Genomic DNA, 26,478 nt, shown 5'->3' with positions numbered 1-26,478 from the left:
TTTTTATGTCATTGTCTGAGGTAAACCAACATGTCTGACGGCTGGAATATTGCGCTTCTTGGCGCAACAGGCGCAGTAGGGAACGCTGTACTGGAACTGCTGGCTCAACGCCAGTTCCCGGTTGGTGAATTGTATTTGCTGGCAAGCGATAACAGCGCCGGTGAAAGTAAACGTTTTGAAGGGCGCTCTTTACGGGTTGAAAACGCCGCGGAGTTTGACTGGTCACAGGCGCAGCTGGCCTTCTTTGTTGCCGGTCGTGACGCCTCGGCGCGTTATGCGGAAGAGGCGGCGAGTGCGGGTTGCCTGGTTATCGACAGCAGTGAGCTGTTTGCCCTGTCGCCGGATGTGCCGCTGGTGGTGCCGGATGTGAATCCGCAGGTGCTGGCCGATTACCGTAATCGCAATATCATCAGCGTGGCCGATAATCTGGTGAGCCAGCTGCTGACGGCTATCAAACCGCTGGTCGATGCCGCTGGTTTAGGCCGTTTGCAGGTCACCAATCTGATCTCCGTCTCCACGCACGGCAAAGTGGCTGTGGATGCGCTGGCCGGGGAGAGCGCCCGCCTGCTGAACGGCGTACCGGCGGATGACCACCATTTTGGTCGTCAGCTGGCTTTTAACCTGCTGCCACAACAGGCCGATGCAGAGGGCAGCGTGGAGAGTGAGCGTCGCCTGGTTGATCAGGTGCGTAAAGTGTTGCAGGACGACGGTTTGCCCGTGGCGGTCAGCAGCGTTCAGGCACCAGTGTTTTATGGCAATGCCCAGATCGTCCACATTGAAAATCTGCGCCCGCTGTCAGCAGACGAAGCCAGAGCAGAGCTGGCCCTGGCCGCCGATATTCGCCTGAGCGACGAAGAGGACGTTCCCACGCCGGTAACGGATGCCTCAGGTAGCAATGAGCTGAGTATCGGCAGTGTACGTAATGACTACGGTATTCCGGAGCTGTTGCAGTTCTGGTCCGTGGCGGACAACGTTCGTTTCGGTGGCGCGCTGATGGCGGTGAAAACCGCAGAGAAGCTGGTGCAGGAGTATATGTACTGATGTCGGAAGGTCAGACAAGAAAGCTGGCACTGGGCATCGAGTACGACGGCAGCCGATACTACGGCTGGCAACGGCAGCAGGAAGTGCGCAGCGTGCAGGAAAAGCTGGAGCGGGCGCTGTCGAAGGTCGCGGACCATCCGGTGAGCGTATTTTGCGCCGGGCGTACCGATGCTGGCGTGCACAGCACCGGACAGGTGGTGCATTTTGAGACCGTGGCGCAGCGAGCGGATGCCGCCTGGACATTGGGTGTCAATGCCAATCTGCCGGACGATATCGCTGTACGTTGGGTGAAAGCCGTGCCGGACGAGTTTCATGCACGGTTCAGCGCCACAGCCCGGCGTTACCGTTACCTGATTTACAACCAGCGCTTACGTCCGGCTATCCTGGGCAAGGGCGTGACGCACTTTTACTATCCGCTGGATGTGGAAAAGATGCAGCGCGCCGGGCAGAGCCTGCTGGGCGAGAACGATTTCACCTCGTTTCGCGCCGTACAGTGCCAGTCACGTACGCCATGGCGCAACGTGATGCACCTGAACGTCAGTCGTCACGGGCCCTATGTCATTGTGGACATTAAAGCCAACGCTTTTGTGCACCATATGGTGCGCAACATTGTCGGTAGCCTGATGGAAATTGGCTGTGGTAATCAGCCAGAATCCTGGATGGCAGAACTGCTGGCCGCCAAAGATCGCACGCTGGCGGCGGCCACGGCAAAAGCCGAAGGGCTTTATCTGGTGGCGGTGGATTATCCCGCGCACTTTGCTTTACCTCAGCCGCCGATGGGGCCGTTGTTCCTCGCGGATTAATCAACCTTAGCTAAAGGGATCGTTATGGAGTTCATCCATTTTGTGGTCGATTTTATTTTGCACATTGATGTGCATCTGGCCGAATTAGTCGCGCAGTATGGCATCTGGATTTACGCCATTTTGTTCCTGATTTTATTCTGCGAAACCGGCTTAGTGGTCACGCCGTTTTTGCCAGGCGACTCGCTGCTGTTTGTCGCGGGGGCACTGGCGGCATTGCCCGGTAACGATCTGAACGTCCACCTGATGGTCGCGCTGCTGGTTATCGCGGCGATCCTGGGTGATGCGGTGAACTACACCATCGGTAAACTGTTCGGTGAACGCCTGTTCAGCAACCCGAACTCGAAAATTTTCCGCCGCAGCTATCTGGATAAAACCCATGCGTTTTATGCCCGTCATGGTGGAAAAACCATTATTCTTGCCCGTTTCGTGCCGATTGTGCGTACCTTTGCCCCTTTTGTCGCCGGCATGGGCCACATGTCCTATCGGCATTTTGCCCTGTTTAACGTTACCGGTGCGCTGGCATGGGTGCTGCTGTTTTCCTATGCAGGCTATCTGTTCGGCGATTTGCCTGTGGTGCAGGAAAATCTTAAGCTGCTCATCCTGGGCATTATCGTGGTATCGGTTCTGCCGGGCATTATCGAAATCTGGCGTCATCGCCGCCAGGCTAAGCAGCAAAATTAACCCTGAGCAGGCTTACCGCTCAGGGGTAAGACCAGATTTTTATCCACAGTCTTAACTGGTTGTGGTTTAATGAGCGACATTTACCGTCTGCTGAAGCGGTTTTCAGCAGCATCAAGACGACTGGACCAGGTCAGTTTTTAACAGAAAGGTCATCAATGAGCTGGATTGAACGCATTCTTAATAAAAGCAATATTACGCCTGCACGTCGTGCCAACATTCCGGAAGGAGTGTGGACGAAATGCGACAGCTGTGGCCAGGTACTTTACCGTGCCGAGCTGGAGCGTAATCTTGAGGTCTGCCCGAAGTGCGACCACCACATGCGCATGCACGCCCGTGAGCGTCTGGCGAGCCTGCTCGATCAGGGCACGCTGGTTGAACTGGGCAGTGAGCTGGAACCCAAAGATCTGCTGAAGTTCAGGGATTCCAAAAAGTACAAAGATCGTCTGGTTGCGGCACAAAAAGCGACAGATGAAAAAGATGCGCTGATCGTCATGAAAGGCCAACTGCACGGTATGCCGGTTGTCGCGGCGGCCTTTGAGTTCGCGTTTATGGGCGGTTCAATGGGCTCTGTTGTCGGGGCGCGTTTTGTTCGCGCGGTCGAGCAGGCGCTGGAAGACAACTGTCCGCTTATCTGCTTCTCCGCCAGCGGCGGTGCCCGTATGCAGGAAGCGTTAATGTCACTGATGCAGATGGCGAAAACTTCTGCGGCGCTGGCGAAAATGCAGGAACGCGGTCTGCCGTATATTTCGGTGCTGACTGACCCAACCATGGGCGGTGTTTCCGCCAGCTTCGCGATGCTGGGCGATCTGAACGTGGCCGAACCGAAAGCGCTGATTGGCTTTGCGGGTCCACGCGTTATTGAGCAGACCGTGCGTGAAAAACTGCCACCGGGCTTCCAGCGAAGTGAATTTCTGATTGAAAAAGGCGCGATTGACATGATCATTCGTCGTCCGGAAATGCGCTTTAAACTGGCAAGTCTGCTGGCAAAAATGATGAACCTGCCGGCACCGTTGCACGATGGTGAAGAGTTCGCACCTGCGACGTCCCACCCGGAGAGTAACGAGGCCTGACAGGAGACCGAAGGCGCGCCGGTCGCGCCTTCCACCCATGCACCCTATACCTTGTTGCTTTCACCGGGTATAAATTTGCAAAACGGGACATATGGACAATCTTCACCTCCCTCAAGCCACGTCGCCTTTGGCCACGTGGCTTTATTATCTTGAGCACCTCCACACTCAGGCAATTGAACTGGGCCTGGACCGTATTCGCCAGGTGGCGCAACGTCTGGACCTGCTGAAGCCTGCCCCTTTTGTTTTCACCGTTGCCGGTACCAATGGTAAAGGCACTACCTGTCGGACGCTTGAAACCCTGTTGATGGCCGCGGGCTATCGCGTGGGCGTTTACAGCTCGCCGCATCTGGTGCGTTACACGGAGCGTGTCCGGGTGCAGGGACAGGAGCTGAGTGAAGCGCAACACAGCGCCAGTTTCGCTGATATTGAAGCGGGACGCGGTACTATCTCCCTGACCTATTTTGAATTCGGCACGCTGTCGGCGCTTAACCTGTTTCAGCAGGCGAAGCTTGACGTGGTCATTCTGGAAGTCGGGCTGGGTGGGCGGCTGGACGCAACGAATATTGTGGATGCCGATGTCGCGGTGGTGACCAGTATTGCGCTGGACCATACCGACTGGCTTGGCCCGGATCGCGACAGTATTGGTCGGGAAAAAGCGGGCGTATTCCGTCAGGGTAAACCTGCGGTGGTGGGTGAACCTGCTATGCCGGTGACGATTGCCGATGTCGCCAGGGAAAAGGGCGCTCAGCTCATTCAGCTTGGCCGTGACTGGCACTATCATGCGCAGGCAGAAAGCTGGTCTCTGCGCGATGCGCACGGTGAACTGAGCGATCTACCGCTGCCGCAGGTGCCCCTGCCGAATGCGGCAACGGCGCTGGTGGCGCTGCGTGCCTCGGGGCTCAACGTCAGCGACGCACATATCCGCGCCAGCCTGCCGCTAGCGGTGCTACCCGGGCGCTTTCAGACCGTCAGTGAGTCGCCTCGCGTGATTCTGGATGTGGCGCATAACCCGCATGCAGCAGGCTACCTGGCATCGCGCCTGGCTGCCTTGCCGACGCGGGGGCACGTTCACGCCGTGGTCGGGATGCTGCATGATAAAGATATCGCCGGGACGCTGTCCGCGCTGGCTCCGCAGGTCGACTTCTGGTACTGCGCGCCGCTGTCCGGCCCGCGCGGTGCCAGTGCAGAACAACTCATGGCACACGTAACGTCTGCCCGGGCATTCGCAGATGTCGAACAGGCCTGGCAACAGGCGCGGCAGCAGGCTGAACCGCAGGACATCATCCTGGTATGCGGCTCTTTCCTGACCGTCGCGCAGGTGATGGAATCGATTGAAACGGAGAGAGGACGTGGCGAGTAAGTTTCAAAACCGTTTAGTCGGTACCGTTATTCTGGTGGCCATCGGCGTGATTGTGTTGCCGGGGCTGCTGGATGGTAAGAAAAAACACTACAAAGAAGAGTTTGCGGCGATTCCACTGGTCCCGAAACCGGACGACCAGCAGGACAGCGAAATGGTGCCGCCGGTCACCCAGTCGCTGCCAGCCCATCCGCCTGCCGGCGCGGGCAGTGCGGTAAGTCATCCTGACGGGGGCAACTCACAGGCGCAAGAGGGCAGCACGCAGCCCGGGCAAAACAGTGCGCCGAGTGTCGTATCACCGCCGCCTGTACACGCGACGACAGCGAAAGAGAAACCAGCTGAGACGACAAAACCGAAACATACCGAGCAGGCTAAACCGAAGCCGGTAGAACAGACGCAGAGCAAACCGGTCGAGAAAACCAAACCGGTTGAGCAAGCGAAGCCCGTTGAAAAAACCAGGCCGGCCGAGCAGGCAGCGCGTACCGAGGAAGCGGCCCCGGCAGAGCAACCGAAAGAGACGCAACCCTCGGGACAGGCGTATGTTGTCCAGTTGGGCGCGTTGAAGAACGCCAGCAAGGTCAACGAGATTGTCGCGAAGCTGCGCCTGTCGGGTTACCGGGCCTATACGGTGCCGTCAACGCCGGTGCAGGGACAAATCACCCGCATTTATGTGGGACCGGATGCGTCTAAAGCGAAAATGCAGGCGGCAGTGGGCGAGCTGAAAAACGTCTCGGGTCTAAGCGGTGTGGTTAAACCCTACAGCGCGCGTTAAACCCGTGATTGGCGCTGCCGATAAGAATAACAGGCAGCGACAATCAGCCCTGGCTAAGCGGGGCGGGCAACGGTTATCCCGGCTTTTCAACGGGTTAACCGGATAACAATCTCACAGGCGGAGTTCGTTTTTTTCTTCGCCTTTTTTATGGATGCAGAACCTGAAAACCCCTACGCAAACGTTTTCTTTTTCTGTTAGAATGCGCCCCGAACTGGATGCAGGGGTGCAATGGCACTGGCGCTGGAAGAGTTCATGATCTGGATTGATTACGTCATTATTGCGGTAGTTGGTTTTTCGGCTTTGGTCAGCCTGGTTCGAGGGTTTGTCCGCGAAGCCTTATCTCTTGTTACCTGGGGATGCGCGTTTTTTGTCGCCAGTCATTACTATGCCTACCTTGCTGTCTGGTTTACAGGTTTTGACGACGAACTGGTTCGGAACGGAATCGCCATTGCGGTGCTGTTCATTGCGACCCTGATTGTGGGGGCGATAGTGAACTACGTTATCGGCTCGCTGGTAGAAAAAACCGGCCTGTCGGGAACCGATCGGGTATTAGGCGTTTGTTTCGGGGCCTTGCGTGGTGTGCTTATTGTAGCCGCTTTGCTGTTCTTCCTGGATACATTCACGGGTTTTTCAAAAAGCCCGGACTGGCAGCAGTCTCAACTTATTCCCGAGTTCAGTTCTATAATCAGGTGGTTTTTTGACTACCTGAAAAGCACGTCGAGTTTTTTGCCCCGGTGAGACCATCGGGCGTACGGCTTAATGAGGAAATGACAACATGTGCGGTATTGTCGGTATCACCGGTTTCATGCCGGTAAACCAGTCGATCTATGACGCGTTAACGGTGCTCCAGCATCGTGGGCAGGATGCCGCAGGCATTTGTACGATTGATGCGCTCAACTGCTTTCGCCTGCGTAAGGCCAACGGCCTGGTCAGCGATGTTTTCGAAGCCCGTCATATGCAGCGTTTACAAGGCAACATGGGGATTGGTCATGCACGCTATCCTACAGCGGGCAGCTCCAGCGCTTCTGAAGCGCAACCGTTCTACGTCAACTCGCCGTACGGGATTTCTCTTGCACACAACGGTAACCTGACCAACGCACATGAACTGCGTAAGCAGCTGTTCGAAAAAGGCCGCCGTCATGTGAACACCACGTCAGACTCAGAGATCCTGCTGAATATCTTCGCGCAGGAACTGGATCGTTTTCAGCACTATCCGCTGGAAGCCGACAACATTTTTGCCGCTATCGCCGCCGTGCATCAGCAGGTTCGCGGCGCGTATGCGGTGGTCTCAATGATTATCGGTCACGGCATGGTCGCCTTCCGCGATCCTAACGGGATTCGTCCGCTGGTGCTGGGCAAACGCGTCATTGCGGATGGCCGTACCGAGTATATGGTGGCCTCAGAAAGCGTCGCGCTGGATACACTGGGTTTTGAATTCATCCGTGACGTCGCGCCGGGTGAAGCGGTTTACATCACGGAGCAGGGCCAGCTTTCGACCCGCCAGTGTGCCGAGAACCCCAAAAACAATCCGTGCCTGTTCGAATACGTCTATTTTGCCCGACCGGACTCCTTCCTGGACAAAATTTCGGTCTACAGCGCGCGCGTCCGCATGGGCACCAAGCTGGGCCAGAAGATTGCCCGTGAATGGGAAGATCTGGATATCGATGTGGTGATTCCGATTCCGGAAACCTCCATGGATACGGCACTGGAAATCGCCCGCATCCTTGATAAGCCTTACCGCCAGGGATTTGTGAAAAACCGCTATGTCGGTCGTACCTTTATCATGCCGGGTCAGCAGCTGCGCCGCAGCGCCGTGCGCCGCAAACTCAATGCTAACCGCGCCGAATTCCGCGATAAAAACGTCTTGCTGATCGATGACTCTATCGTGCGTGGCACCACGTCTGAGCAGATTATTGAAATGGCACGCGAAGCAGGGGCTAAAAAGGTTTATCTCGCCTCTGCGGCTCCGGAAGTGCGCTTCCCTAACGTCTACGGCATTGATATGCCGAGCGCCACTGAGCTGATTGCCCATGGCCGCGAAGTCGAAGAGATTCGTCAGATTATCAAAGCAGATGCGCTGATTTTCCAGGATCTCAATGACCTCATCGAAGCCGTACGCGAAGAGAATCCCGATATCGTTCAGTTCGAGTGCTCCGTTTTTAACGGGGTTTACGTTACTAAAGATGTGGATCAGGGCTACCTTGAATATCTGGAATCCCTGCGTAACGACGACGCGAAAGCCATTGCGCGGCAGAACGAAGTCGAAAATCTTGAACTGCATAACGAAGGCTAATCAGGCCTGATGCAAAAAAAGAGGGCGGGACTTATCCCGCCCTCTGTGTTTTTTGTCGCGCTGCGCTATTATGGTGCACTTTGCCACTGCAAGGTTGAACGATGAAACGACTCATTATTGGTATTTCCGGCGCAAGCGGTGTGATTTACGGCGTGCGGTTACTGCAGGTCTTGCAGCAGGTCAGCGACGTGGAAACCCATCTGGTCATCAGTCACGCGGCGCGTCAGACGCTGAGCCTGGAAAGTGACTACAGTCTGCGCGATGTTCAGGCGCTGGCCGATGTGGTTCATGATGTGCGCGACATTGCCGCCAGCATTTCCTCCGGGTCGTTTAAAACCCTGGGCATGGTGATTTTACCGTGTTCAATGAAAACCCTGTCGGGCATTGTGCACAGCTACAGCGATTCCCTGCTGACGCGCGCGGCGGACGTGGTGCTTAAAGAGCAGCGCAAGCTGGTACTCTGCGTGCGTGAAACGCCGCTGCATATTGGCCACCTGCGGATGATGACGACTGCCGCTGAATTAGGGGCGATTATCATGCCGCCGGTACCGGCGTTTTATCATCGTCCGACAACCATTGACGAACTGGTCGATCAAACAATTAACCGGGTTATCGATCAGTTCGACATTGAACTGCCTCAGGATTTGTTTGTGCGCTGGCAAGGTGCATAAGGTTCAGCTTGTGCACTTATTTAGTGCAAAAGCGCGGGAGCGATCACTGTTCCTGCATTTGATGAACTAAAAGTTCACAACATCGCTTTTTCTCTGTGACTTCACTGATATATTCCTTTCACAAACCCAGCCTTTATGTGGCAAAAACGGCGGGCTGGGTGCGCGGCAGACCTGCATAACTGGCACGAAACGTGCACAGGTTACTGGCAGTGTTCGTTGCAAACACACATCATGCATCACATAACAATAATTTGCTGAGGGTAATCTATGAAGAAGCGTGTTCTGGCTCTTTCTTTAATGTTGGGCCTGTCCAGTGTGGCCAGCGTATTTGCAGCCGTACCGGCCTCGATTCGTGTCGGCACTGACCCAACATACCCGCCGTTTGAGTCAAAAAACGCGCAAGGACAGTTAGTCGGTTTTGATATCGATCTGGCTAACGAAATCTGTAAACGTATTCAGACCAAATGTACCTATGTGGAAAGCGACTTTGATGCGCTGATTCCGTCGCTGAAAGCTAAAAAAATTGACGCTATCATCTCCTCGCTCTCTATCACCGCGAAACGTCAGGAAGAGATTGCTTTCTCTGACAAACTCTATGCGGCCAACGCCCGTTTAGTCGCGCCTAAAGGTTCGAAAATTCTGCCGACGGTTGAATCGCTGAAAGGCAAAAACGTCGGTGTGCTGCAAGGTACCACGCAGGAAACCTATGCTAACCAGTACTGGCGTCCAAAAGGTGTGACCGTTACGCCTTATGCGAACCAGGATCTGGTGTACCAGGATCTGACTGCGGGCCGTATTGATGCCGCATTCCAGGATGAAGTGCAGGCGGCTGAAGGCTTCCTGAAGCAGCCTGTCGGTAAAGACTACGCTTTTGCCGGTCCGGCCGTGAAAGATGACAAGATTTTTGGCGTCGGTACCGGTATAGGATTACGTAAAGATGACACCGAGCTGAAAGCGGCCATTGATAAAGCGTTTGAATCCATGCGCAAAGACGGTACGTACGACAAAATTGCGAAGAAATACTTTAATTTCAACGTGTACGGTGACTAACCTGTCGACTTTGCCTCTGGTAATCGCCTGACCGGATAACGCCTGGTTGCCCTGGCCGCACTGGTCCCGGCAACCTCTGCGTTGTGGTTGATGCCTTACCAGAAGCAACGCTGCCCGCCCACGTGGCGGGTTCAGCGCCGTTTCAACCCCACGACAGGATCTTTTCCATGTTGTATGGCTATTCTGATGTCATTTTAAAAGGCACGTTGGTCACGCTGGAGCTGGCACTGAGTTCCGTGCTGCTGGCGGTGATTCTCGGGCTGATTGGCGCAGGCGCGAAGCTGTCACGTCATCGCCTGCTGTCGCTTATTTTTGAGGGCTACACGACGCTGATTCGTGGCGTGCCCGATCTCGTCCTGATGCTCTTGATCTTCTACGGTCTGCAGATAGTGCTGAACCACATCACCGATGCGCTGGGTCTGGCGCAGTTCGATATCGATCCTATGGTCGCGGGCATTATCACCCTGGGCTTCATCTACGGGGCCTATTTTACCGAGACGTTTCGCGGGGCCTTCATGGCCGTGCCCAAAGGGCAAATCGAAGCCGCGACCGCGTTTGGTTTTACCGGTTCCCAGGTTTTCCGTCGCATCCTCTTTCCGGCGATGATGCGTTATGCGCTGCCCGGGATTGGTAATAACTGGCAGGTGATCCTGAAAGCGACCGCGCTGGTCTCGCTGCTGGGGCTGGAAGATGTGGTTAAAGCCACGCAGCTGGCGGGCAAGAGCACCTGGCAGCCGTTTTATTTCGCCATCGTCGCGGGTGTGATCTATCTGGTGTTTACCACGCTGTCTAACGGCGTGCTGTGGTGGCTCAATCGCCGCTACACGGTTGGCGTGAAGAGGGCAGAGCTATGATTGAGATTATCCACGAGTACTGGAAATCATTGCTCTGGACTGACGGTTACCGCTTCACCGGCGTGGCGATTACGCTATGGCTGCTGATTGTTTCGGTGGTGCTGGGCGGCTGTATGGCGGTACTGCTGGCGATTGCACGCGTGTCGCCGAATCGCTTTATCAGCCTGCCGGTCTGGCTCTTTACCTATGTTTTTCGCGGTACGCCGCTGTATGTTCAACTGCTGGTATTCTATTCCGGCATGTATACGCTGGAGATCGTGAAAGGCACCGAGTTGCTGAATGCGTTTTTCCGCAGCGGACTGAACTGTACCTTACTGGCGTTTACCCTGAATACCTGCGCCTATACGACGGAGATTTTCGCCGGTGCGATTCGTGCTGTGCCTCACGGGGAAATTGAAGCCGCGCGCGCGTATGGTTTCTCAACGTTTAAACTGTATCGCTGTATTATTTTGCCTTCTGCGCTGCGCACCGCCTTGCCGGTTTACAGCAATGAGGTGATATTGATGCTGCACTCGACTGCGCTGGCCTTTACGGCAACCGTGCCTGATTTGCTCAAAATCGCCCGGGACATCAACGCGGCAACGTATCAGCCCTTTACCGCGTTTGGCATTGCGGCCGTCCTGTACCTGATTATTTCCTACACACTGATTAGCCTGTTCCGCCTGGCGGAGCGTCGCTGGCTGGCCCATGTGAAACCTTCTTCATCGCATTGAGTAAGACTATGGCTGATAACAAATTAAGCGTCACCGAACTGCATAAACGTTACGGTGAACATGAAGTATTAAAAGGCGTGTCTTTACATGCTAATGCGGGCGATGTCATCAGTATTATTGGATCGTCCGGCTCAGGGAAAAGTACCTTTTTGCGCTGTATTAACTTCCTCGAAAAACCGAGCGAAGGCACCATTACGGTCAATAACACCGCCATTTCGCTGGTCCGTGATACCGACGGTCAGCTAAAGGTGGCCGACAAAGAGCAGTTGCGCCTGCTGCGCACCCGCCTGACGATGGTGTTTCAGCACTTTAATTTATGGAGCCACATGACGGTGCTGGAAAATGTCATGGAAGCGCCGATTCAGGTGCTGGGCCTGAGCAAAGCCCAGGCGCGCGAACGCGCTGTCACCTATTTGAATAAAGTCGGCATTGATGAGCGGGCGCAGTCAAAGTATCCGGTGCACCTGTCAGGCGGCCAGCAGCAACGTGTGTCGATTGCCCGCGCGCTGGCGATGGAGCCCGAGGTGCTGTTGTTTGATGAGCCAACTTCTGCCCTTGACCCGGAACTGGTCGGGGAAGTGCTGCGCATCATGCAGAAGCTGGCCGAAGAGGGCAAAACCATGGTGGTGGTGACGCATGAAATGGAGTTTGCCCGTCACGTTTCCAGCCATGTGATTTTCCTGCATCAGGGTAAGATTGAAGAGCAGGGGCCGCCGACAGAGTTGTTCGGCAATCCCAAAAGCCCGCGCCTTCAGCAGTTCCTGAAAGGTTCTCTTAAGTAAGCCGATCCGCGCCTGTTGAGCCATTGCTTAACAGGCGCGTGGCGGTAGATTCGTCCGTGACCAGACCCGAGATCCAGCCGCCTGTTAATGCCGCCCGAATGGCGGCAAATTTGCGCTCGCCGCCTGCAAAACCGATGATCGGACGCGTTGTCCGGCTTTCCAGCGTGACGCTGGTGAGCAGCGCATCGGTCTCGCCCATCACACGTTCACCCTGTTGATTGAAAAAGTGGCCAAGCATTTCGCCAACGACGCCGCGCGCGTTGAGTGCCTGAACCTGGCTGTCGGTGATAAACCCTTCAGCATGGAGCGGACAGCCGGGTGTGACTTCGCCGATGCCGAGAAAGGTCATACTGGCCTGTAAGGCCCGACTGACCACGCGTTGATAGACCTGATGCTGGCACCACATCTGTTTATCTTCCGGACTGTCGGCATACAGCGGCGCAGGAATAAAGAAATACTTGCCCTGCATTTTTTCAGACAGCTTGAGCGGCACGTCATAGCGGGTGCCGGAGTCGTCTCGCGCAATAGCACCAATCATGGAAACGCACTGGTGCTGGGGCCGCTCCACCCAGGGCAGGGCATCAATAATCGCCCGCAGAGTTTTACCCGAACCGATACCAAACACCTGCGGCTGGTCATCGTTGATAAACTGCGACATAACCTCTGCGCCTTCGACCGCCAGCATTTGCTGAATAGCGTCGTCATCCAGCCCGGCAGAAGGGACGACACGACAGTGCTGCAGGCCAAAGGCTTCCTGCACCGCGTGTGCCAGGCGCAGGCAGTGCGTGACAGGATGGTCAATCTTGACGCTGACCATACCCATTTCGCGTGCGCCTGAAATCAGGCGCTGGGCAACCTGCCTGGAGAGTCCCAGCGCCCGGGCAATCTCTTGCTGTGTTAACCCGGCCACGTAATACATCCAGGCGGCGCGTGCAGCCAGTTCCTGCTTTTTCTCTTCTTTGTTCATCACGGCATTCCCTTCTCAGCGAATCGCTAGTTTATCGCGTATGGCCGGCAAAAACCTATCAGGGCAAAAGCTCAGGTATTGGGCAATTGCTTTTATCGTGAGATCTGTCACAGATAATACTCGTAACCTCTGATTAACATACAGCGTTCGGGCAATTGCCCTCTGTTATGACAAATGCTTATTGAGGTGACTATGACAACATCCGTGTGGATGCATATTGGGGCAGGCTCTTTTCATCGCGCTCATCAGGCATGGTATCTGCACCGGCTGATGCAGCAAGGGGACAGTCGGTGGCACATTGCGCTGGGAAACATCCGTGAGGATGCGTCACCGCTGTTGACCCAGTTGGCTGCGCAGCACGGCGAGTATGTGCTGGAAACGGTCACGCCGCAGGGCGAACGCGACTATGAAACGATTACCTCGATTCGCAAGATTCTGCCCTGGGATAAGGCGCTTCGCGCCCTGGTGCATCAGGGCGCCGATCCTGCCACCCGGATCCTTTCTTTTACCGTGACGGAAGCCGGTTACTACCTGACGACGGAACATGCGCTGGATCTACAGCAGCCCGATATTCGCGCGGATCTGCAGGGCGAGGCGCGCACCCTTTACGGTGCGCTGGCGCGGATCCTGGCAGCGCGCGTCGCGAACGGCGGCGGCCCCGTTACCTTGCTGAACTGCGATAATCTGCGCCATAACGGTGAGCGTTTCCGCCAGGGCTTTTTGGCGTTTCTTAACGCACAAGGGAACGAGGCGCTGGCTGACTGGGTGCGGACTCACACCACCTCGCCGAATACCATGGTGGACAGGATCACACCGCGTCCTACGGCGGATATTGCCGGACGTGTGCTGGCGGCCACGGGTAAAGATGACGCGGTGCCGGTGATGGCGGAATCCTTTATCCAGTGGGTGATTGAGGATGACTTTATTGCCGGGCGTCCGGCGCTGGAGCAGGTCGGCGTTGAGCTGGTGGAGTCGGTGTTGCCCTGGGAAGAAGCCAAGATCCGCATCCTCAACGCCACCCATAGCGCGATTGCCTGGGCGGGCACGCTGATCGGCTTGCGCTACATCGACGAAAGTACCCGGCAGAAAGCGATTCATCAGATGGCCCGGGAGTATGTTTCGCGGGATGTCATCCCGTCGTTGTCCCCCAGTCCCTTAAATCTGGCTGAATACCGCGATGTCGTACTGTCGCGCTTCAGTAACCCCTGGATCAAAGACACCAACCAGCGTGTGGCGGCGGATGGCCTGTCGAAAATCCCGGCGATGGTCACGCCCACTTTGCAGGCGTGCTATCAGCGCGGAACGCCACCTGCGGCCAGCGTGGTGTTACCGGCCCTGTTTTATCTGTTTTTGCAGCGCTGGGCGCTGGGCGAACTGCCTTACGACTATCAGGATGGTGTTCTGCAACCCGACGTGATTCAGCAGTGGTTCACCCAGCCCGATCCGTTGCGGACCTATATGACGCAGCCTTCCCTGTTTGGGGCGCTGGCGACTTCCGCCGATTTTCATGCACGCCTCACCGCTACCGTGGCCGGGCTCACGACATGGCTGGCCCAGCCGGAACAGAAACTGGCTGTGGCATAGGGGAACGACATGTACCTGGGTATCGATATTGGCACATCCGAGCTGAAAGCGCTGATCCTGAATGCGCAGGGCGACATTGTGGCATCTGAACATGCCACCTTGCAGGTGCAGCGGCCGCATCCGCACTGGGCAGAGCAGCATCCGCATGACTGGTGGCACGCCTGCCAACAGGTGATGGCGCGTCTGCGCCAGCAGGCGCCTCAGGCCTGGTCGGCTGTCACGGCGATAGGCCTGTCCGGCCAGATGCACGGTGCGGTGCTGCTGGATGAACAGGGCGACATTTTGCGGCCCTGTATTTTGTGGAACGACACGCGCAGCGCGGCGGAATGTAACTGGCTACATCAGCACCATCCCGAGATGATGCAAATCAGCGGCAACATGATCATGCCGGGCTTTACGGCACCCAAACTGCGCTGGGTTGCGCAGCATGAGCCCGCCTGCTTTAGCCGCATCAGCAAAGTGTTATTGCCGAAAGATTACCTGCGCTGGCGCTTAACCGGACGGTGGGTGACGGATCCCTCCGATGCCGCCGGAACATTATGGCTGGACGTGGCGACGCGCGACTGGTCAGACGCGCTACTGGCCGCGACAGGGCTGCGTCGCGAGCAGCTGCCTGAAATCGTGGAGGGCAATGCGGTCAGCGGCACGTTGCGACCTGACCTTGCCCGCGAATGGGGCCTGTCGACAGCGGTGATCGTTGCCGGCGGCGGTGGCGATAACGCCACGTCAGCGGTCGGCGTCGGTGCCATTCACCCAGGCGATGCGTTTATTTCCCTTGGGACCTCCGGCGTGATTTTTGTGGTTAACGAGCGGCTACGGGCCGATCCGCAGTCCGGTGTGCATGCGTTCTGCCATGCGCTGCCTGGTCGCTGGCACCAGATGAGCGTCATGCTCAGTGCTGCAAGCTGCCTGCGCTGGGTATGTCAGCTGCTGTCGGTCAGTGAAAATCAACTGCTTGAGGACGTGGCTGAGCTGAGCCCAACACAGAAACAGCGGGCCCCACTTTTCCTGCCCTATCTCTCTGGCGAGCGCACGCCGCATAACGACCCTGATGCCACGGGCGCGTTTTATGACCTGCGCCATGAAACCCAGCGCGCCCTCATGGGGTACGCGGTGCTGGAAGGTGTCGCGTTTGGCCTGGCCGACGGTCTGGCCGTTCTGGGCGACGGACGGCAGGACATCACGCAGTTCAGCCTGACCGGTGGCGGCGCGCGCAGCAGCCTGTGGGCGCAGCTGATTGCCGATGTGCTGGACTCTCCGGTGGTGACGCATCCGGCCAGCGCGTCCGGCGCGCTGGGGGCGGCGCGACTGGCCTGGCTGGCGACGGGCGGTGATGAAGCGACCGTATGCCGCAAACCGTCCGTGCAGGCGCGCTATCTGCCGGACCCCGAATTTCGCGCGGTGCTGCAACAACGTCTGGCACGATTCCGCGCGCTATATCACCAACAAGTTCAGACCCGTTCACTGGCCTGATTCACCTGTAACCGAACAGAGAAGGACCATCGTTATGCATGCAACTGCGTACTGGTTTGGCTTGCCTAAACAGCTGATCTGGGGATTCGTCGCCATTGCGATTTTTATGGCAGGAGACGGTTTCGAAATGGCATTTCTGTCACGCCATATCACCGATATGGGCTTCACGCCGGGCCAGTCGGCGCTGGTGTTTACCTGTTACGGTTTAGCGGTCGCGCTGGCCGCCTGGGCCTCCGGCGTGGTGGCGGAACTGATTACGCCTCAGCGCGCCATGTTAATCGGTTTTGTCTTGTGGATTGTCATGCATGCCCTGTTCATGAGCCTGGGGCTGGGACTGCGTAATTATCCCCTTATGCTGCTGTTCTACGGCATTCGCGGCCTGGCTTATCCGCTGTTTATCTATTCTTTTATGATGCTGCTGGTCCAGGTGTTACCGCGTGAACGCCTCGCGGCGGCGACGGGCTGGTTCTGGGCAATGTATTCGGTAGGGATTGGTGTGGTAGGGAGCTATCTGCCCAGCCTGATTATTCCCTCTCTTGGTGAAACCGGGACATTATGGCTGGCGATTGCCTGGGTGGCCTGCGGTGGCGTACTGGCGTTTTTTAGCCTGCGCCATGTGCCGGTCGACCGCTCACGCGTGAACTTACCGATGCGCGAGAAAATGACGGAAATGTCCCGGGCGGTGACCATCCTGTTTACTAATCAGCATGTGTTTTACGCCTGCCTGATCCGCATTATTAATACGCTGTCGCTGTTTGGTTTTGCCATCATCATGCCGCTGCTGTTTGTGGATCGGCTGGGTTTCACCTTGTCGGAATGGTTACAAATCTGGGCGGTGTTTTTCTTTGTCACCATCTTCACCAATATCTTCTGGGGCATCATGGGCGAGCGGATTGGCTGGATCCGTCAGGTGCGCTGGTTTGGCTGTCTGGGCATGGCGCTCTCCAGTCTGGCATTCTACTATCTGCCCGTTTATGCCGGTCATAACTTCATGGTCGCCCTTATTCCGGCCGTCATGTTGGGGATTTTCGTCGCGGCGTTTGTGCCGATGACAGCCGTCTTTCCCACGCTGGAGCCGCATCATCAGGGCGCGGCGGTCTCGGTTTATAACCTGTCAGCGGGGATGAGCAATTTTGTCGCGCCGGCCATCGCCTCTATGCTGTTGCCGTTTTTTGATATCGTCGGGGTGGTGTGGGCTTATACCGGCTTGTATCTGTTTGCCGGGGTGCTGACGTTTATTATCCGTGTGCCGCAGCCTCATCATGGCGCGCAACGTACAGCGCGCAAGTCAGGGTCCGCAGTAACATCGCAATAGAAGAAGGGGAGCCACAGGCTCCCCCGGCATTACCCCTTAACCACGTCCTTTAAGGCATCATGCAGGTCATACCAGCGGAAGCGAAACCCTGCGGCCTCCAGCCGTTTAGGCAGCACATGTTGTCCACCGAGCACCAGCACCGAGGATTCGCCCATCATCAGCTTAATGGCGCTGGCGGGCGTGCGCATGAAAGCCGGGCGGTGCATGACCTCGCCCAGCGTGGCGGCAAACTGCTCGTTGCGCACCGCATAGGGCGCGACCATGTTATACGGGCCCTGGCAGTCGTCATGATCCAGAAGCCACAGGATGCCGTTGACCATGTCATCGATGTGGATCCACGGCATATACTGTTTACCGCTGCCGAGCGGGCCACCGACGCCGAGCCTGAACGGCAGTTTCATTTTGCTCAGGGCGCCGCCCTCACGCGCCAGCACCACGCCGGTGCGCAGCAGGCAGACGCGCGTCCGGTCACTTTGTGCCGTCAGTGCCAGCTGTTCCCAACGGGCACAGAGCGTATGCGTAAATTCATTCTGGCCGGGATCCTCTTCGGTCAGGACTACTTCACCACTGTTGCCGTAAAAGCCGGTCGCCGACCCCGAAATCAACACGCGCGGCGGCGTGGTGCTGGCATTGATGAGTGAGGCAATACGTTCTGTGATTTGCCAGCGGCTCTCGCACAGTTGCTGCTTATGCGGCTCGGTCCAGCGTTTATCGGCAATCGGTTCACCGGCCAGGTTGATCACGGCATCCACCCCATCCAGCGAATGCTGCTGTGCGAGGCCAGACCAGAAGGCGATATTTTCGCCCAGCGTTTCCCGTGCGGCTACGACATCGCGGGTCACCACGCTGATCGTGTGACCACGCGCCTGTAACTGCGGAATAAGATGGCGGCCAATAAGCCCGGTTCCACCGGTCATTAAGATATGCATAGTGCGGCTCCGTCTGATTTTTTATTTTTTGCTTACTTCATCATAGAAGAGTCGTTCCCGGCTGGCGTGAGCCGCTTCGTAATTTCGTGCGGTGGCGGCAAACATCGGACCAGCACCGGGTTGTTTTCAGAAATAAAAATCGGTAAACATGATGCACCCCTGTCAGCGATATCGAGGTAGCAGATGAATTACCCCTCCATTACCCTATGGTCAGATTCATCGTTTTTCAGTCCTTATGTGATGTCGGTTTACGTTGCGCTGACGGAAAAGGGGATCCCTTTTAGCGTCAGGCGCATTGATTTATCCCAAAACCAGCAGCTTGACGACACCTACCGTAGCCTGTCACTGACCTGCCGTGTGCCAACGTTACAGGTTGATGAGTTTATGCTGAGTGAGTCCTCAGCCATTTGTGAATACCTTGAAGAGCGCTTTGCCGCGCCAGAATTTGAACGGCTCTATCCTAAAGATCGCGAGAAACGCGCGCGCGCCCGGGAGATTCAGGCCTGGCTACGCAGTGATTTGCTGCCGATCAGACAGGAGCGTCCCACAGAAGTGCTGTTCGCCGCAGAGCGCTTTGCGCCGCTTACGCCCGCTGCGCTTCAGGCGGCCGATAAGCTGATAAGTGCCGTACAGCGGCTGTTACCGGAAGGGCAGCAAAACCTTTTTGGTGAGTGGTCGATTGCAGATACCGATTTGGCTGTCATGCTTAATCGACTGGCGCTTCACGGTGATCCCTTGCCAGCCCGTTTACAGCATTATGCTGAGTTTCAGTGGCAGCGTGCATCGGTGCAGTTGTGGTTGACGGAGAGCGGTAAACATCGCTAGCGATCGGCGCTTGCTCAAGTTGTCATAAGTGATTACCTTACGACACACTATGATATAGATGTGGCAAACAGCGCGTGCATGAAGACACGCTAAACAGGAAAGGGTTACGGATGGTGGATCAAACTGCTGGTGGCGAGATCGAGTGGGTCGATATCGTAAGCGAAGAGAATGAAGTCGTTGCGCAGGCTACGCGCGCGCAGATGCGTGCACAATGCTTACGTCACCGCGCGACCTATATCGTGGTTCACGATGGTATGGGGAAAATACTGGTTCAGCGCCGTACTGAAATCAAAGATTTTATGCCGGGTAAACTGGATGCGACGGCAGGCGGCGTGGTGCAGAGCGGTGAGGATATGCTGGAATCTGCCCGACGTGAAGCGGAAGAAGAGCTGGGTATTGCCGACGTGCCCTTTGCGGAGCATGGCAAGTTCTATTTCGAAGATGAGCACTGCCGCGTCTGGGGCGGATTGTTCAGTTGCGTCTCTCACGGCCCGTTTGCGATGCAGGAAGAAGAGGTTGATGAAATCTTCTGGATGACGCCGGATGAAATCACCGCCCGTTGCGACGAGTTTACCGATGATTCACTCAAAGCGCTGTCGTTGTGGCTGAGCCGCAATAACGAAAACAGCAACTGAGTTTTCTGCTTTGCGAACGCCTTGCCGTTCGCAAAGCATCCTTCCTTCTTTTGCGGCAACGCGCTCCACAATACGATTGACGGCAGCCTTTTCCTGGCGGGCAGCGTCATTCTTCCTCGGGCGTCGGCTTTCGCTTTTCCGCCACCGCGCCAGTCTGTCTTGACGATGTCTCAGTCGGGTATTGCATTAAGACGTTTGATCGTTAACCCATTGTGGGGATCGTGGCTGACATCACGCGCCTGTGCCCGGGATCAATAAAAAATCGCCCTCTCAGTGTAAAGGGCGGTGTGGTGCGTGCGCAAAGCAAGTAAAGAGGATCAGACCGGCTGCGGCTGACGCATTTTTTCGCCACGGCGGCGCAGCACTTCCATCACGATCAGGAGCAACAGAGAGGCCGCAATCATAATGGTGGCTGCCGCTGCAATGGTGGGATCGAGGTTCTCGCGGATACCGGCAAACATCTGAATCGGTAGCGTCCGCTGCGTAGGGCTGGCAAGAAACAGCGTGACGACCACTTCATCAAAGGAGGTCGCGAAGGCAAATAACGCCCCGGAAAACACGCCCGGTGCAATCAGCGGCAGGGTGACTTTACAAAACGCCAGCAGTGGTGAGGCGCCGAGACTGACGGCGGCGCGTGTCAGGTTGGTGTCGTAACTTTTCAGGACGGCCACGACCGTGATCACCACAAACGGGACGCCCAGCAGCGCATGAGCCAGAACCAGCCCGAGATAGCTGTTTAGCAGGGACAGTTTGGCAAAGAAGAAAAACATGCCCACCGCGATGATCACCACCGGTGCAACCATCGGTGAAATGATGACTGCCATCACCAGCGCTTTACCGCGAAAGTCGCCCCGTACCAGGCCCATCGCGGCCAGTACGCCCAGCACGGTGGCCAGCAGGGTGGCCAGCGGAGCCACCAGCAGGCTGTTCATCAGCGCGCCCAGCCATTCGTTAGAATGGAAAAACGCGTCGTACCAGCGCAATGAAAAGCCACTGAGGGGATAGCTTAAAAACGAACTGGCGTTAAACGACAACGGCACGATCACCAGCACCGGCACTATTAAAAACAGCAGGGCGGCGGCACCGTAAAAATTAAACAGGTAACGCCAGACCCGCAGCAGCGTGGAACCTTGTTGTCTCATCATTTGCTCCTTAACGCACCGCGGCTTCAGAAGAAGTGCGGGTAACGCGCGAATAGACCACATACAGTAACGTGACAATGATCAGTAACTGGCTGCCCAGGGCGGCGGCCATGCCCCAGTTCATCGTGCTGTTAGTAAAGAAGGCGACAAAGTAGCTGACCATCTGGTCGTCCGGGCCGCCCAGCAGGGCTGGCGTCACGTAGTAGCCAATCGCCATCATAAACACCAGCAACGCACCTGCGGTGATCCCGGCAAAGGTCTGCGGCACATAGACGCGCCAGAAGGCGACAAACGGATGCGCGCCCAGCGACACCGCTGCGCGGACGTAGCTGGGGGATATGCCTTTCATTACGGCATACAGCGGCAGCACGATAAAAGGCAGCAATATATGTGTCATGGAGATGTAAACCCCCACCCGGTTAAACACCAGGGTGAGCGGGCTGTCGATAAGCCCGGTGCCCATCAGCGTGCGGTTGATTAATCCGCCGGACTGTAACAGCACAATCCAACTGGCCGTCCGCACAATCAGTGAGGTCCAGAAGGGCAGCAGCACCATAATCATCAACAGATTGGCCCGGTTAGAAGGCTGTTTCGCCAGCCAGTAGGCCAGCGGATAACCCAGCCCCACGCACAATAACGTCACGACGGTGGCCATCCATAAGGTGCGCAGCAGGACGTTGACATACAGCGCCTGATCCGGCGACTGCGCGGTGATTTCACCCGTTCTGGCATCGACTTTATGGTCAAACACCGACAGCAGGTAATAGCTGGTATAAGGCTTTGCTACGCGCTTCAGGGTTTGCCAGGTGGATAACTCGCCCCACAGGGGCTGTTTGTCGATAAGGGTGGCTTTGACGTTAAGGCCATCCTCGGGCGCCTGGCGCGGTACGGCCAGGATCAGGCGGCGAAACGCGTTATCTTCATAACTTAACCGCTTCGCAATCCCCGAAATCTGGCCCTGTTCGCGTGCCGCGCTGACTTCTTTTGCAAGCAGTGCATACAGGCTCTCATCCGGTAGCGCTTTACCGTCCCATTTCGCCAGGGCCTGGCTGGTTTGGGGTAGGGCGTCATTAAGCTCAGGATTGCTCACGCTCATGCTGAGGATAGAGCCGATAGGGAATAAAAAGCACACCACGACGAAAATCAGTAACGGGGCCACTAAAAACAGAGAGCGTTGTGTTTTTAACCAACCTGCCCGGTTGAACGAGTGGCGCAGACTGAACGCGCGTTCCGTACGGCTGACGGGCGCTGAATCCATCAAGGGATTTTGACTCATGCCGACCTCCTGAAAAGGGGCTGCCGGATCGCGTCCGGCAGCAGGTTATTTCGCGGCCCAGGCGTTAAAACGCTGTTCCAGTTCTTCACCATGCTCCAGCCAGAACGTGGCGTTAACCTGTACGGCTTTGGCCATGTTTTCGGGCGCTGTTGGCAGTTGAGCCAGACGATCCGCCGCCAGCAGTTTGCCTGCTTTGATATTGGCGGGGCCATAAGGAATATTTTCGGCATAGACCTTTTGGTTCTCAGGCTGCAGCGAGAAGGCGATGAATTTCTCTGCCAGCGCTTTATGTTTTGAGCCTTTCACAATCGCCCAGTTATCGAAGTCATACAGGTTGCCATCCCAGACGATTTTAAAGTTATGGCCTTCTGCCTGGGCGGTGCCGATACGGCCGTTATAGGCCGAGGCCAGCGTAACGTCGCCTGATACCAGCCACTGCAGCGGCTGTGCCCCGGATTCCCACCACTGAATATGGGGCTTGAGTACATCAAGCTTCTTAAAGGCGCGATCCACGCCCGCAGGTGTGGCCAGCACCTTATAAACATCTTCACGCTTCACGCCATCCGCCATCAGCGCGATTTCCAGGGTATATTTTGCGCTCTTACGCAGCGCACGTTTGCCCGGGAATTTTTCTACATCCCAAAAATCGGCCCAACTCGTGGGGGCGGTTTTCAGTTTGTTGCCATCGTAGGTCAGTACCGTTGACCAGACGAAGAAACCGGCCCCACATTCGCTGACGCTGCCTTTGGCAAAGTCCGCTTTATTGCCAATTTTGCTCCAGTCCAGGGTTTCAAACAGACCTTCTTCACAACCGCGCTCCAGTTCCGGAGTTTCCAGTTCGACGACGTCCCAGCCGATCTGTTTGGTTTCGACCATGGCGCGGATGCGGGCCATCTCACCGTTATATTCGCCTGCTTCGATGCTGTCTTTTCCCGCGGCCATGAACGGCTTATAGAACGCTTTATCCTGTGCGTCTTTATTCGTCCCGCCGAAGGACACTACCGTGAGGGTTTCCGCCTGTGCCTGCAGCGCCACGGCTGCCAGCACCATTGCCGCTATTTTTTTCATCATCCCCGAACTCCTGAATTATTCTTGTCAGGCAGAACTCACTGCCTGGTGTTTGCGTTGCAATCCTGATGCCATCAGCTCAGCTGACTGCGGAACGGGCAGCCAGCCAGCTCAACTTAGTGTTGACCGAGAATGCGATTCAGCAGATTTAATGCCGTCCGGAACTGTGCATCCGGGATGGTCAGCGGATAAAGGAAGCGAATCACGTTACCGTGGACACCGCAGGTGAGCAGAAGTAAGCCTTCGTCCAGTGCCGCCTGCTGGATGGCTTTGGCGATGTCCGCGCGCGGTTTTCCTGTGCTGTCGCAGAACTCAGCCGCAATCATCGAACCCCGCCCACGCACGTCCGCCAGCGCGTTACAACCCGCGCCTTTCAGCGTTTCGGCCAGCTGCCCGCCCAGTTGCAGGGCGCGCTCGCACAGGTTCTCCTCACGAATCACCTCCAGTACGGCCAGTGCGGCTGCAATGGCAGGAGGACTTCCCGCATAGGTGCCACCCAGCCCGCCGGGTAACGGGGCATCCATAATCTCAGCCCGTCCGGACACGGCCGACAACGGCATCCCGCCGGCCAGGCTTTTCGCCATGGTAATCAGGTCAGGCTGCACATCGGAATAGTACTCACTGGCAAACAGTTTCCCGGTGCGGGCAAAACCACTTTGAATCTCATCGGCAATCAGCAGGATGCCGTGTTCATCGCACAGCTTACGTAGCGCGGTGACGAAGGCCGCCGGTGCGACATTGAAACCGCCTTCACCCTGGATCGGCTCATAAATGATCGCTGCGACCTGCTGCGGGCTGATATCGCAGCGAAAAATCGTTTGTACACTCTCCAGCGCGTCCTCGACGCTACAGCCATGCAGTGCATTCGGGTAGCGGGCATGAAATACTGAGCCAGCAAAAGGGCCGAAACCGGTTTTGTACGGGGTCACTTTGCCGGTCAGCGACATCGTCATGTTGGTGCGCCCGTGAAACGCGCCGCTAAACGCGATGATGCCGGGACGGCCGGTCGCCGCGCGGGCAATTTTTACCGCGTTCTCAACCGCTTCCGCGCCGGTGGAGAAAAAGGTGGTTTTAGCAGGGCCGTTGACGGGCACCCGCGCATTCAGTTTTTCCGCAAGGGCGATGTAATTTTCATAGGGCACGATCTGAAATGCAGTATGGGTAAAACAGTCGAGCTGTTCCTTGATGGCGGCGATGACCTTAGGATGACGGTGTCCGGTGTTCAGTACGGCAATGCCGGCACTGAAATCGATGATTTCGCGGCCCTGGTGATCCCACAGCGTGGCGTTTTCAGCTTTCACCGCATAGAAATCGCACATGACGCCCACGCCGCGTGGCGTGGCATTGAGACGACGGACCTGCACTTCACTGTTACTCATAACGCGACCTCGTGGTGTTTGTTTCCATATTGTTACAGTGGAATTTGCCTTCTTGGTTTTAGCGTTTTCAGGGTTTTATAATCCAGAGCCAGTTTTTTTTATTTTGAGGTACCAATTTTGCGAAGCTTACTCGGTGACCTGCTTGCACAACGGCTGGCCGCGCTGTCCGGCGGTACGCTGAATAAGCGACTGTATGACGCGCTGCAGGCGGCGATTCAGGATGGATCCATTGCCACCGCAACACGGCTGCCCGCCAGCCGCGACCTTGCTCGCGAACTCGCGGTCTCACGCAATACCGTACTGGCCGTGTATGAACAGTTGCAGTCAGAGGGGTACTTACAAACCCGCACAGGTAGCGGCACGTTTGTCAGTGCGGTGCTGCCTGAAGAGGTGCCAGGCGGGCCGCTGGTCAGGCCGGTTTCGCCGCCAATGAAGCCCGTCAGGCTGTCCCGTCGGGGATCGCGATTACTGGCAAACAGCGGTGCCGGAAGTCATCAGTGGGGGGCGTTTATGCCCGGCGTACCGGATGTCAGTCACATGCCGCACGACATCTGGCGCAAAATCCAGCTTCGTCTGAGCCGACGCCTGCCCGTTGAGAACCTGAGCTATGCCAGCCACGGCGGCTGCACCGAGCTGCAACAGGCGCTGGCCGATTACCTGCGGGTGATTCGTTCCGTCAACTGCAGCCCCGAGCAGGTACTGGTGACCGCAGGCACGCATCAGTCGCTGGATCTGCTGGCAAAGATGCTGTGCGATCCGGGTGACCGGGCGCTGGTAGAGGAACCTGGCTACTGGGGCATTCGTAACGTGCTGGCGGTGAACGGCGTTACGCTGATCCCTACGCCGGTTGACGAGCAGGGGCTGGTGCTGCCCCCGGAGCAGCCTGACAGCCCTGCGCCGCGTTTAATCTGCGTGACGCCTTCCCATCAGTATCCACTGGGTGCGGTGATGAGCCTGCAACGGCGGCATGAGTTACTGGAGCGTGCGAAGCGCAGCGGCAGTTGGGTGGTGGAAGATGACTACGATGGCGAGTTCCGTTTTTCCGGCAGCCCGATGCCCGCGCTGCAAGGGCTGGCGGCGGATGCGCCTGTCATATACCTGGGGACGTTCAGCAAAACGTTGTATCCCGGCATTCGACTCAGTTACATGGTGGTGCCTAAATCCATGGCTACGCGTATGAAAATGGCGCACTCCGAGCTCTATCGCGGCGGTTATGGGCTGGTGCAGCTCACGCTGGCCGCGTTTATCCGCGAAGGGCACTATGCGGCTCATGTACGGCGGATGCGGCAGATCTACAGTCGTCGCCGCGCGGCGCTGGTCGCCGTGATCAGCCAGTCGCTGGGGGCCGACTGGATTGTGCATCACAGCAATGCGGGGCTGCATCTGGTGCTCAGACTGCCCGACAGCATCGACGATGTGGCGTTCAGCGCTGATCTTGAACAGTGCGGTGTGCTGACGCGCCCGCTGTCTTCCTACTACCTGCAAGGCACGCCGCAGCGTGGGTTACTTTTGGGCTATGCCTGCGTTGACGAAGCGGATATCCCCAATGCGTTCGCGCCTGTCCTTGCCCGTCTGGAACACCACCTGCAAATCGCCTCAGTTTCCCCCTGAGGCACCACAAGTGTGCAACCTCTTACCTTGCCTGATTCTGTGATCTCATTCACGTTAATGTAATGTTAAATTTAAAAAGTAAATAGAAAACAATGGCCTGCAAGAATGTTTTGCAAGCCCGTTCGTTTTATTTTGTCAAATTCTGCTTGTGCGAATCAGCGGCGTTATGGTAGTGCTAAAAAAAGGC

General features: G+C 56.6%; 25 protein-coding genes. 19 read left to right on the top strand and 6 right to left on the bottom strand.

Translation table 11 applies throughout. The features are described from left to right. The first annotated feature begins 30 nt into the window (after positions 1-30). The 13 genes from RAC90_RS10705 to hisP all read left to right on the top strand — a co-directional run bounded on the left by RAC90_RS10705 (position 31) and on the right by hisP (position 12,087). Positions 31-1,041, top strand: a complete 1,011-nt coding sequence (locus RAC90_RS10705; RefSeq protein ID WP_375124330.1) for an aspartate-semialdehyde dehydrogenase — start codon at positions 31-33, stop codon at positions 1,039-1,041. After that, the gene (gene truA, locus RAC90_RS10700) at positions 1,041-1,844 is read left to right on the top strand and encodes a tRNA pseudouridine(38-40) synthase TruA (protein ID WP_375124329.1); all 804 of its coding nucleotides are present in this window, start codon (positions 1,041-1,043) and stop codon (positions 1,842-1,844) included. Before RAC90_RS10705 ends, truA begins: the two co-directional genes overlap by 1 nt. Before the next feature lie 24 nt (positions 1,845-1,868). Next, entirely contained in the window at positions 1,869-2,525 is a 657-nt protein-coding gene (locus tag RAC90_RS10695; RefSeq protein WP_033740676.1) for a DedA family protein, read from the top strand. A 155-nt stretch (positions 2,526-2,680) separates the two neighbouring features. Continuing rightward, positions 2,681-3,595, top strand: coding sequence for an acetyl-CoA carboxylase, carboxyltransferase subunit beta (gene accD, locus RAC90_RS10690; RefSeq protein ID WP_033740674.1), 915 nt, complete (start codon positions 2,681-2,683; stop codon positions 3,593-3,595). A 91-nt stretch (positions 3,596-3,686) separates the two neighbouring features. Continuing rightward, positions 3,687-4,955 (top strand): bifunctional tetrahydrofolate synthase/dihydrofolate synthase, encoded by a 1,269-nt coding sequence (folC, locus tag RAC90_RS10685; protein ID WP_039339708.1) that lies wholly within the window; start codon positions 3,687-3,689, stop codon positions 4,953-4,955. After that, positions 4,945-5,724, top strand: coding sequence for a cell division protein DedD (dedD, locus tag RAC90_RS10680; RefSeq protein WP_375124328.1), 780 nt, complete (start codon positions 4,945-4,947; stop codon positions 5,722-5,724). The genes folC and dedD overlap by 11 nt, the downstream gene beginning before the upstream one ends. Before the next feature lie 252 nt (positions 5,725-5,976). Beyond that, complete coding sequence (gene cvpA, locus RAC90_RS10675; protein ID WP_026021019.1) at positions 5,977-6,462, top strand: colicin V production protein; 486 nt, start codon at positions 5,977-5,979, stop codon at positions 6,460-6,462. A 37-nt stretch (positions 6,463-6,499) separates the two neighbouring features. Further along, positions 6,500-8,017, top strand: a complete 1,518-nt coding sequence (gene purF, locus RAC90_RS10670; protein ID WP_033740671.1) for an amidophosphoribosyltransferase — start codon at positions 6,500-6,502, stop codon at positions 8,015-8,017. 101 nt (positions 8,018-8,118) lie between these two features. Next, positions 8,119-8,688 carry a UbiX family flavin prenyltransferase gene (locus RAC90_RS10665; RefSeq protein ID WP_006120055.1) on the top strand — a complete coding sequence of 190 codons (570 nt, stop codon included), beginning with the start codon at positions 8,119-8,121 and terminating at the stop codon, positions 8,686-8,688. A 267-nt stretch (positions 8,689-8,955) separates the two neighbouring features. After that, the gene (argT, locus tag RAC90_RS10660; protein WP_006120054.1) at positions 8,956-9,738 is read left to right on the top strand and encodes a lysine/arginine/ornithine ABC transporter substrate-binding protein ArgT; all 783 of its coding nucleotides are present in this window, start codon (positions 8,956-8,958) and stop codon (positions 9,736-9,738) included. A gap of 167 nt (positions 9,739-9,905) precedes the next feature. After that, on the top strand, positions 9,906-10,592 hold the full coding sequence (locus RAC90_RS10655) for a histidine ABC transporter permease HisQ (protein ID WP_033740669.1): 687 nt from the start codon (positions 9,906-9,908) through the stop codon (positions 10,590-10,592). Continuing rightward, positions 10,589-11,305, top strand: a complete 717-nt coding sequence (locus RAC90_RS10650; protein ID WP_033740667.1) for an ABC transporter permease — start codon at positions 10,589-10,591, stop codon at positions 11,303-11,305. The genes RAC90_RS10655 and RAC90_RS10650 overlap by 4 nt, the downstream gene beginning before the upstream one ends. An 8-nt stretch (positions 11,306-11,313) precedes the next feature. Next, positions 11,314-12,087 carry a histidine ABC transporter ATP-binding protein HisP gene (gene hisP, locus RAC90_RS10645; RefSeq protein WP_033740666.1) on the top strand — a complete coding sequence of 258 codons (774 nt, stop codon included), beginning with the start codon at positions 11,314-11,316 and terminating at the stop codon, positions 12,085-12,087. Here the strand turns inward: hisP and RAC90_RS10640 are convergent. Then, positions 12,080-13,054 carry a sugar-binding transcriptional regulator gene (locus RAC90_RS10640; RefSeq protein WP_375094140.1) on the bottom strand — a complete coding sequence of 325 codons (975 nt, stop codon included), beginning with the start codon at positions 13,052-13,054 and terminating at the stop codon, positions 12,080-12,082. The genes hisP and RAC90_RS10640 overlap by 8 nt on opposite strands. Positions 13,055-13,246: 192 nt before the next feature. On the opposite strand from RAC90_RS10640, the gene dalD reads away from it, so the two are divergent. Genes dalD through RAC90_RS10625 form a run of 3 tightly spaced genes read left to right on the top strand, consistent with a single transcriptional unit; the run spans position 13,247 to position 17,426 of the window. Further along, positions 13,247-14,638, top strand: a complete 1,392-nt coding sequence (dalD, locus tag RAC90_RS10635) for a D-arabinitol 4-dehydrogenase (protein WP_375124327.1) — start codon at positions 13,247-13,249, stop codon at positions 14,636-14,638. Between the two features lie 9 nt (positions 14,639-14,647). Further along, positions 14,648-16,111, top strand: coding sequence for a xylulokinase (gene xylB / locus RAC90_RS10630; RefSeq protein ID WP_375094130.1), 1,464 nt, complete (start codon positions 14,648-14,650; stop codon positions 16,109-16,111). A 34-nt stretch (positions 16,112-16,145) separates the two neighbouring features. Further along, positions 16,146-17,426: an MFS transporter gene (locus tag RAC90_RS10625; protein WP_033740658.1), complete on the top strand. Its 1,281-nt coding sequence runs from the start codon at positions 16,146-16,148 to the stop codon at positions 17,424-17,426. 29 nt (positions 17,427-17,455) lie between these two features. Here the strand turns inward: RAC90_RS10625 and RAC90_RS10620 are convergent, their stop codons facing one another. Continuing rightward, positions 17,456-18,355 carry a TIGR01777 family oxidoreductase gene (locus RAC90_RS10620; protein WP_033740657.1) on the bottom strand — a complete coding sequence of 300 codons (900 nt, stop codon included), beginning with the start codon at positions 18,353-18,355 and terminating at the stop codon, positions 17,456-17,458. Between the two features lie 183 nt (positions 18,356-18,538). Here RAC90_RS10620 and yfcF point away from each other — a divergent pair, with 183 nt between their 5' ends. Together yfcF and yfcD are read left to right on the top strand one after the other, a co-directional pair. Next, positions 18,539-19,180 carry a glutathione transferase gene (yfcF, locus tag RAC90_RS10615; protein ID WP_205958660.1) on the top strand — a complete coding sequence of 214 codons (642 nt, stop codon included), beginning with the start codon at positions 18,539-18,541 and terminating at the stop codon, positions 19,178-19,180. A gap of 110 nt (positions 19,181-19,290) precedes the next feature. Beyond that, positions 19,291-19,815, top strand: a complete 525-nt coding sequence (yfcD, locus tag RAC90_RS10610; protein WP_033740653.1) for an NUDIX hydrolase YfcD — start codon at positions 19,291-19,293, stop codon at positions 19,813-19,815. Positions 19,816-20,132: 317 nt separating this feature from the next. Here yfcD and RAC90_RS10605 read toward each other — a convergent pair whose 3' ends face one another. From RAC90_RS10605 to RAC90_RS10590, 4 genes are all read right to left on the bottom strand, one after another. Then, the gene (locus RAC90_RS10605; protein ID WP_033740651.1) at positions 20,133-20,957 is read right to left on the bottom strand and encodes an ABC transporter permease; all 825 of its coding nucleotides are present in this window, start codon (positions 20,955-20,957) and stop codon (positions 20,133-20,135) included. 10 nt (positions 20,958-20,967) lie between these two features. After that, the gene (locus tag RAC90_RS10600; RefSeq protein WP_375124326.1) at positions 20,968-22,233 is read right to left on the bottom strand and encodes an ABC transporter permease; all 1,266 of its coding nucleotides are present in this window, start codon (positions 22,231-22,233) and stop codon (positions 20,968-20,970) included. 45 nt (positions 22,234-22,278) lie between these two features. Continuing rightward, entirely contained in the window at positions 22,279-23,304 is a 1,026-nt protein-coding gene (locus RAC90_RS10595) for an ABC transporter substrate-binding protein (protein WP_033740647.1), read from the bottom strand. A 113-nt stretch (positions 23,305-23,417) separates the two neighbouring features. Continuing rightward, on the bottom strand, positions 23,418-24,680 hold the full coding sequence (locus RAC90_RS10590) for a 4-aminobutyrate--2-oxoglutarate transaminase (protein ID WP_039339696.1): 1,263 nt from the start codon (positions 24,678-24,680) through the stop codon (positions 23,418-23,420). Positions 24,681-24,797: 117 nt separating this feature from the next. Between RAC90_RS10590 and RAC90_RS10585 the strand changes: the two genes are divergently transcribed. Continuing rightward, on the top strand, positions 24,798-26,291 hold the full coding sequence (locus tag RAC90_RS10585) for a PLP-dependent aminotransferase family protein (RefSeq protein ID WP_375124325.1): 1,494 nt from the start codon (positions 24,798-24,800) through the stop codon (positions 26,289-26,291). The last annotated feature ends 187 nt before the right edge of the window (positions 26,292-26,478 follow it).

This window comes from Pantoea sp. CS_6, from assembly GCF_041954745.1.
In the GTDB taxonomy this organism is placed as follows: Bacteria; Pseudomonadota; Gammaproteobacteria; order Enterobacterales; family Enterobacteriaceae; genus Pantoea; species Pantoea stewartii.
This window is presented reverse-complemented; position numbering and strand designations above follow the sequence as displayed.

Bases quoted from the DNA above. Each gene is read 5' to 3' on its own strand.
- RAC90_RS10650 (WP_033740667.1), top strand. From the start codon at position 10,589: ATGATTGAGATTATCCACGAGTACTGGAAATCATTGCTCTGGACTGAC.
- folC (WP_039339708.1), top strand. From the start codon at position 3,687: ATGGACAATCTTCACCTCCCTCAAGCCACGTCGCCTTTGGCCACGTGG.
- RAC90_RS10625 (WP_033740658.1), top strand. From the start codon at position 16,146: ATGCATGCAACTGCGTACTGGTTTGGCTTGCCTAAACAGCTGATCTGG.
- RAC90_RS10665 (WP_006120055.1), top strand. From the start codon at position 8,119: ATGAAACGACTCATTATTGGTATTTCCGGCGCAAGCGGTGTGATTTAC.
- yfcD (WP_033740653.1), top strand. From the start codon at position 19,291: ATGGTGGATCAAACTGCTGGTGGCGAGATCGAGTGGGTCGATATCGTA.
- xylB (WP_375094130.1), top strand. From the start codon at position 14,648: ATGTACCTGGGTATCGATATTGGCACATCCGAGCTGAAAGCGCTGATC.
- accD (WP_033740674.1), top strand. From the start codon at position 2,681: ATGAGCTGGATTGAACGCATTCTTAATAAAAGCAATATTACGCCTGCA.
- RAC90_RS10605 (WP_033740651.1), bottom strand. From the start codon at position 20,957: ATGAGACAACAAGGTTCCACGCTGCTGCGGGTCTGGCGTTACCTGTTT.
- RAC90_RS10595 (WP_033740647.1), bottom strand. From the start codon at position 23,304: ATGATGAAAAAAATAGCGGCAATGGTGCTGGCAGCCGTGGCGCTGCAG.
- truA (WP_375124329.1), top strand. From the start codon at position 1,041: ATGTCGGAAGGTCAGACAAGAAAGCTGGCACTGGGCATCGAGTACGAC.
- RAC90_RS10640 (WP_375094140.1), bottom strand. From the start codon at position 13,054: ATGAACAAAGAAGAGAAAAAGCAGGAACTGGCTGCACGCGCCGCCTGG.
- RAC90_RS10600 (WP_375124326.1), bottom strand. From the start codon at position 22,233: ATGAGTCAAAATCCCTTGATGGATTCAGCGCCCGTCAGCCGTACGGAA.
- RAC90_RS10655 (WP_033740669.1), top strand. From the start codon at position 9,906: ATGTTGTATGGCTATTCTGATGTCATTTTAAAAGGCACGTTGGTCACG.
- RAC90_RS10590 (WP_039339696.1), bottom strand. From the start codon at position 24,680: ATGAGTAACAGTGAAGTGCAGGTCCGTCGTCTCAATGCCACGCCACGC.
- RAC90_RS10705 (WP_375124330.1), top strand. From the start codon at position 31: ATGTCTGACGGCTGGAATATTGCGCTTCTTGGCGCAACAGGCGCAGTA.
- yfcF (WP_205958660.1), top strand. From the start codon at position 18,539: ATGAATTACCCCTCCATTACCCTATGGTCAGATTCATCGTTTTTCAGT.
- purF (WP_033740671.1), top strand. From the start codon at position 6,500: ATGTGCGGTATTGTCGGTATCACCGGTTTCATGCCGGTAAACCAGTCG.
- hisP (WP_033740666.1), top strand. From the start codon at position 11,314: ATGGCTGATAACAAATTAAGCGTCACCGAACTGCATAAACGTTACGGT.
- cvpA (WP_026021019.1), top strand. From the start codon at position 5,977: ATGATCTGGATTGATTACGTCATTATTGCGGTAGTTGGTTTTTCGGCT.
- RAC90_RS10695 (WP_033740676.1), top strand. From the start codon at position 1,869: ATGGAGTTCATCCATTTTGTGGTCGATTTTATTTTGCACATTGATGTG.
- RAC90_RS10620 (WP_033740657.1), bottom strand. From the start codon at position 18,355: ATGCATATCTTAATGACCGGTGGAACCGGGCTTATTGGCCGCCATCTT.
- dalD (WP_375124327.1), top strand. From the start codon at position 13,247: ATGACAACATCCGTGTGGATGCATATTGGGGCAGGCTCTTTTCATCGC.
- argT (WP_006120054.1), top strand. From the start codon at position 8,956: ATGAAGAAGCGTGTTCTGGCTCTTTCTTTAATGTTGGGCCTGTCCAGT.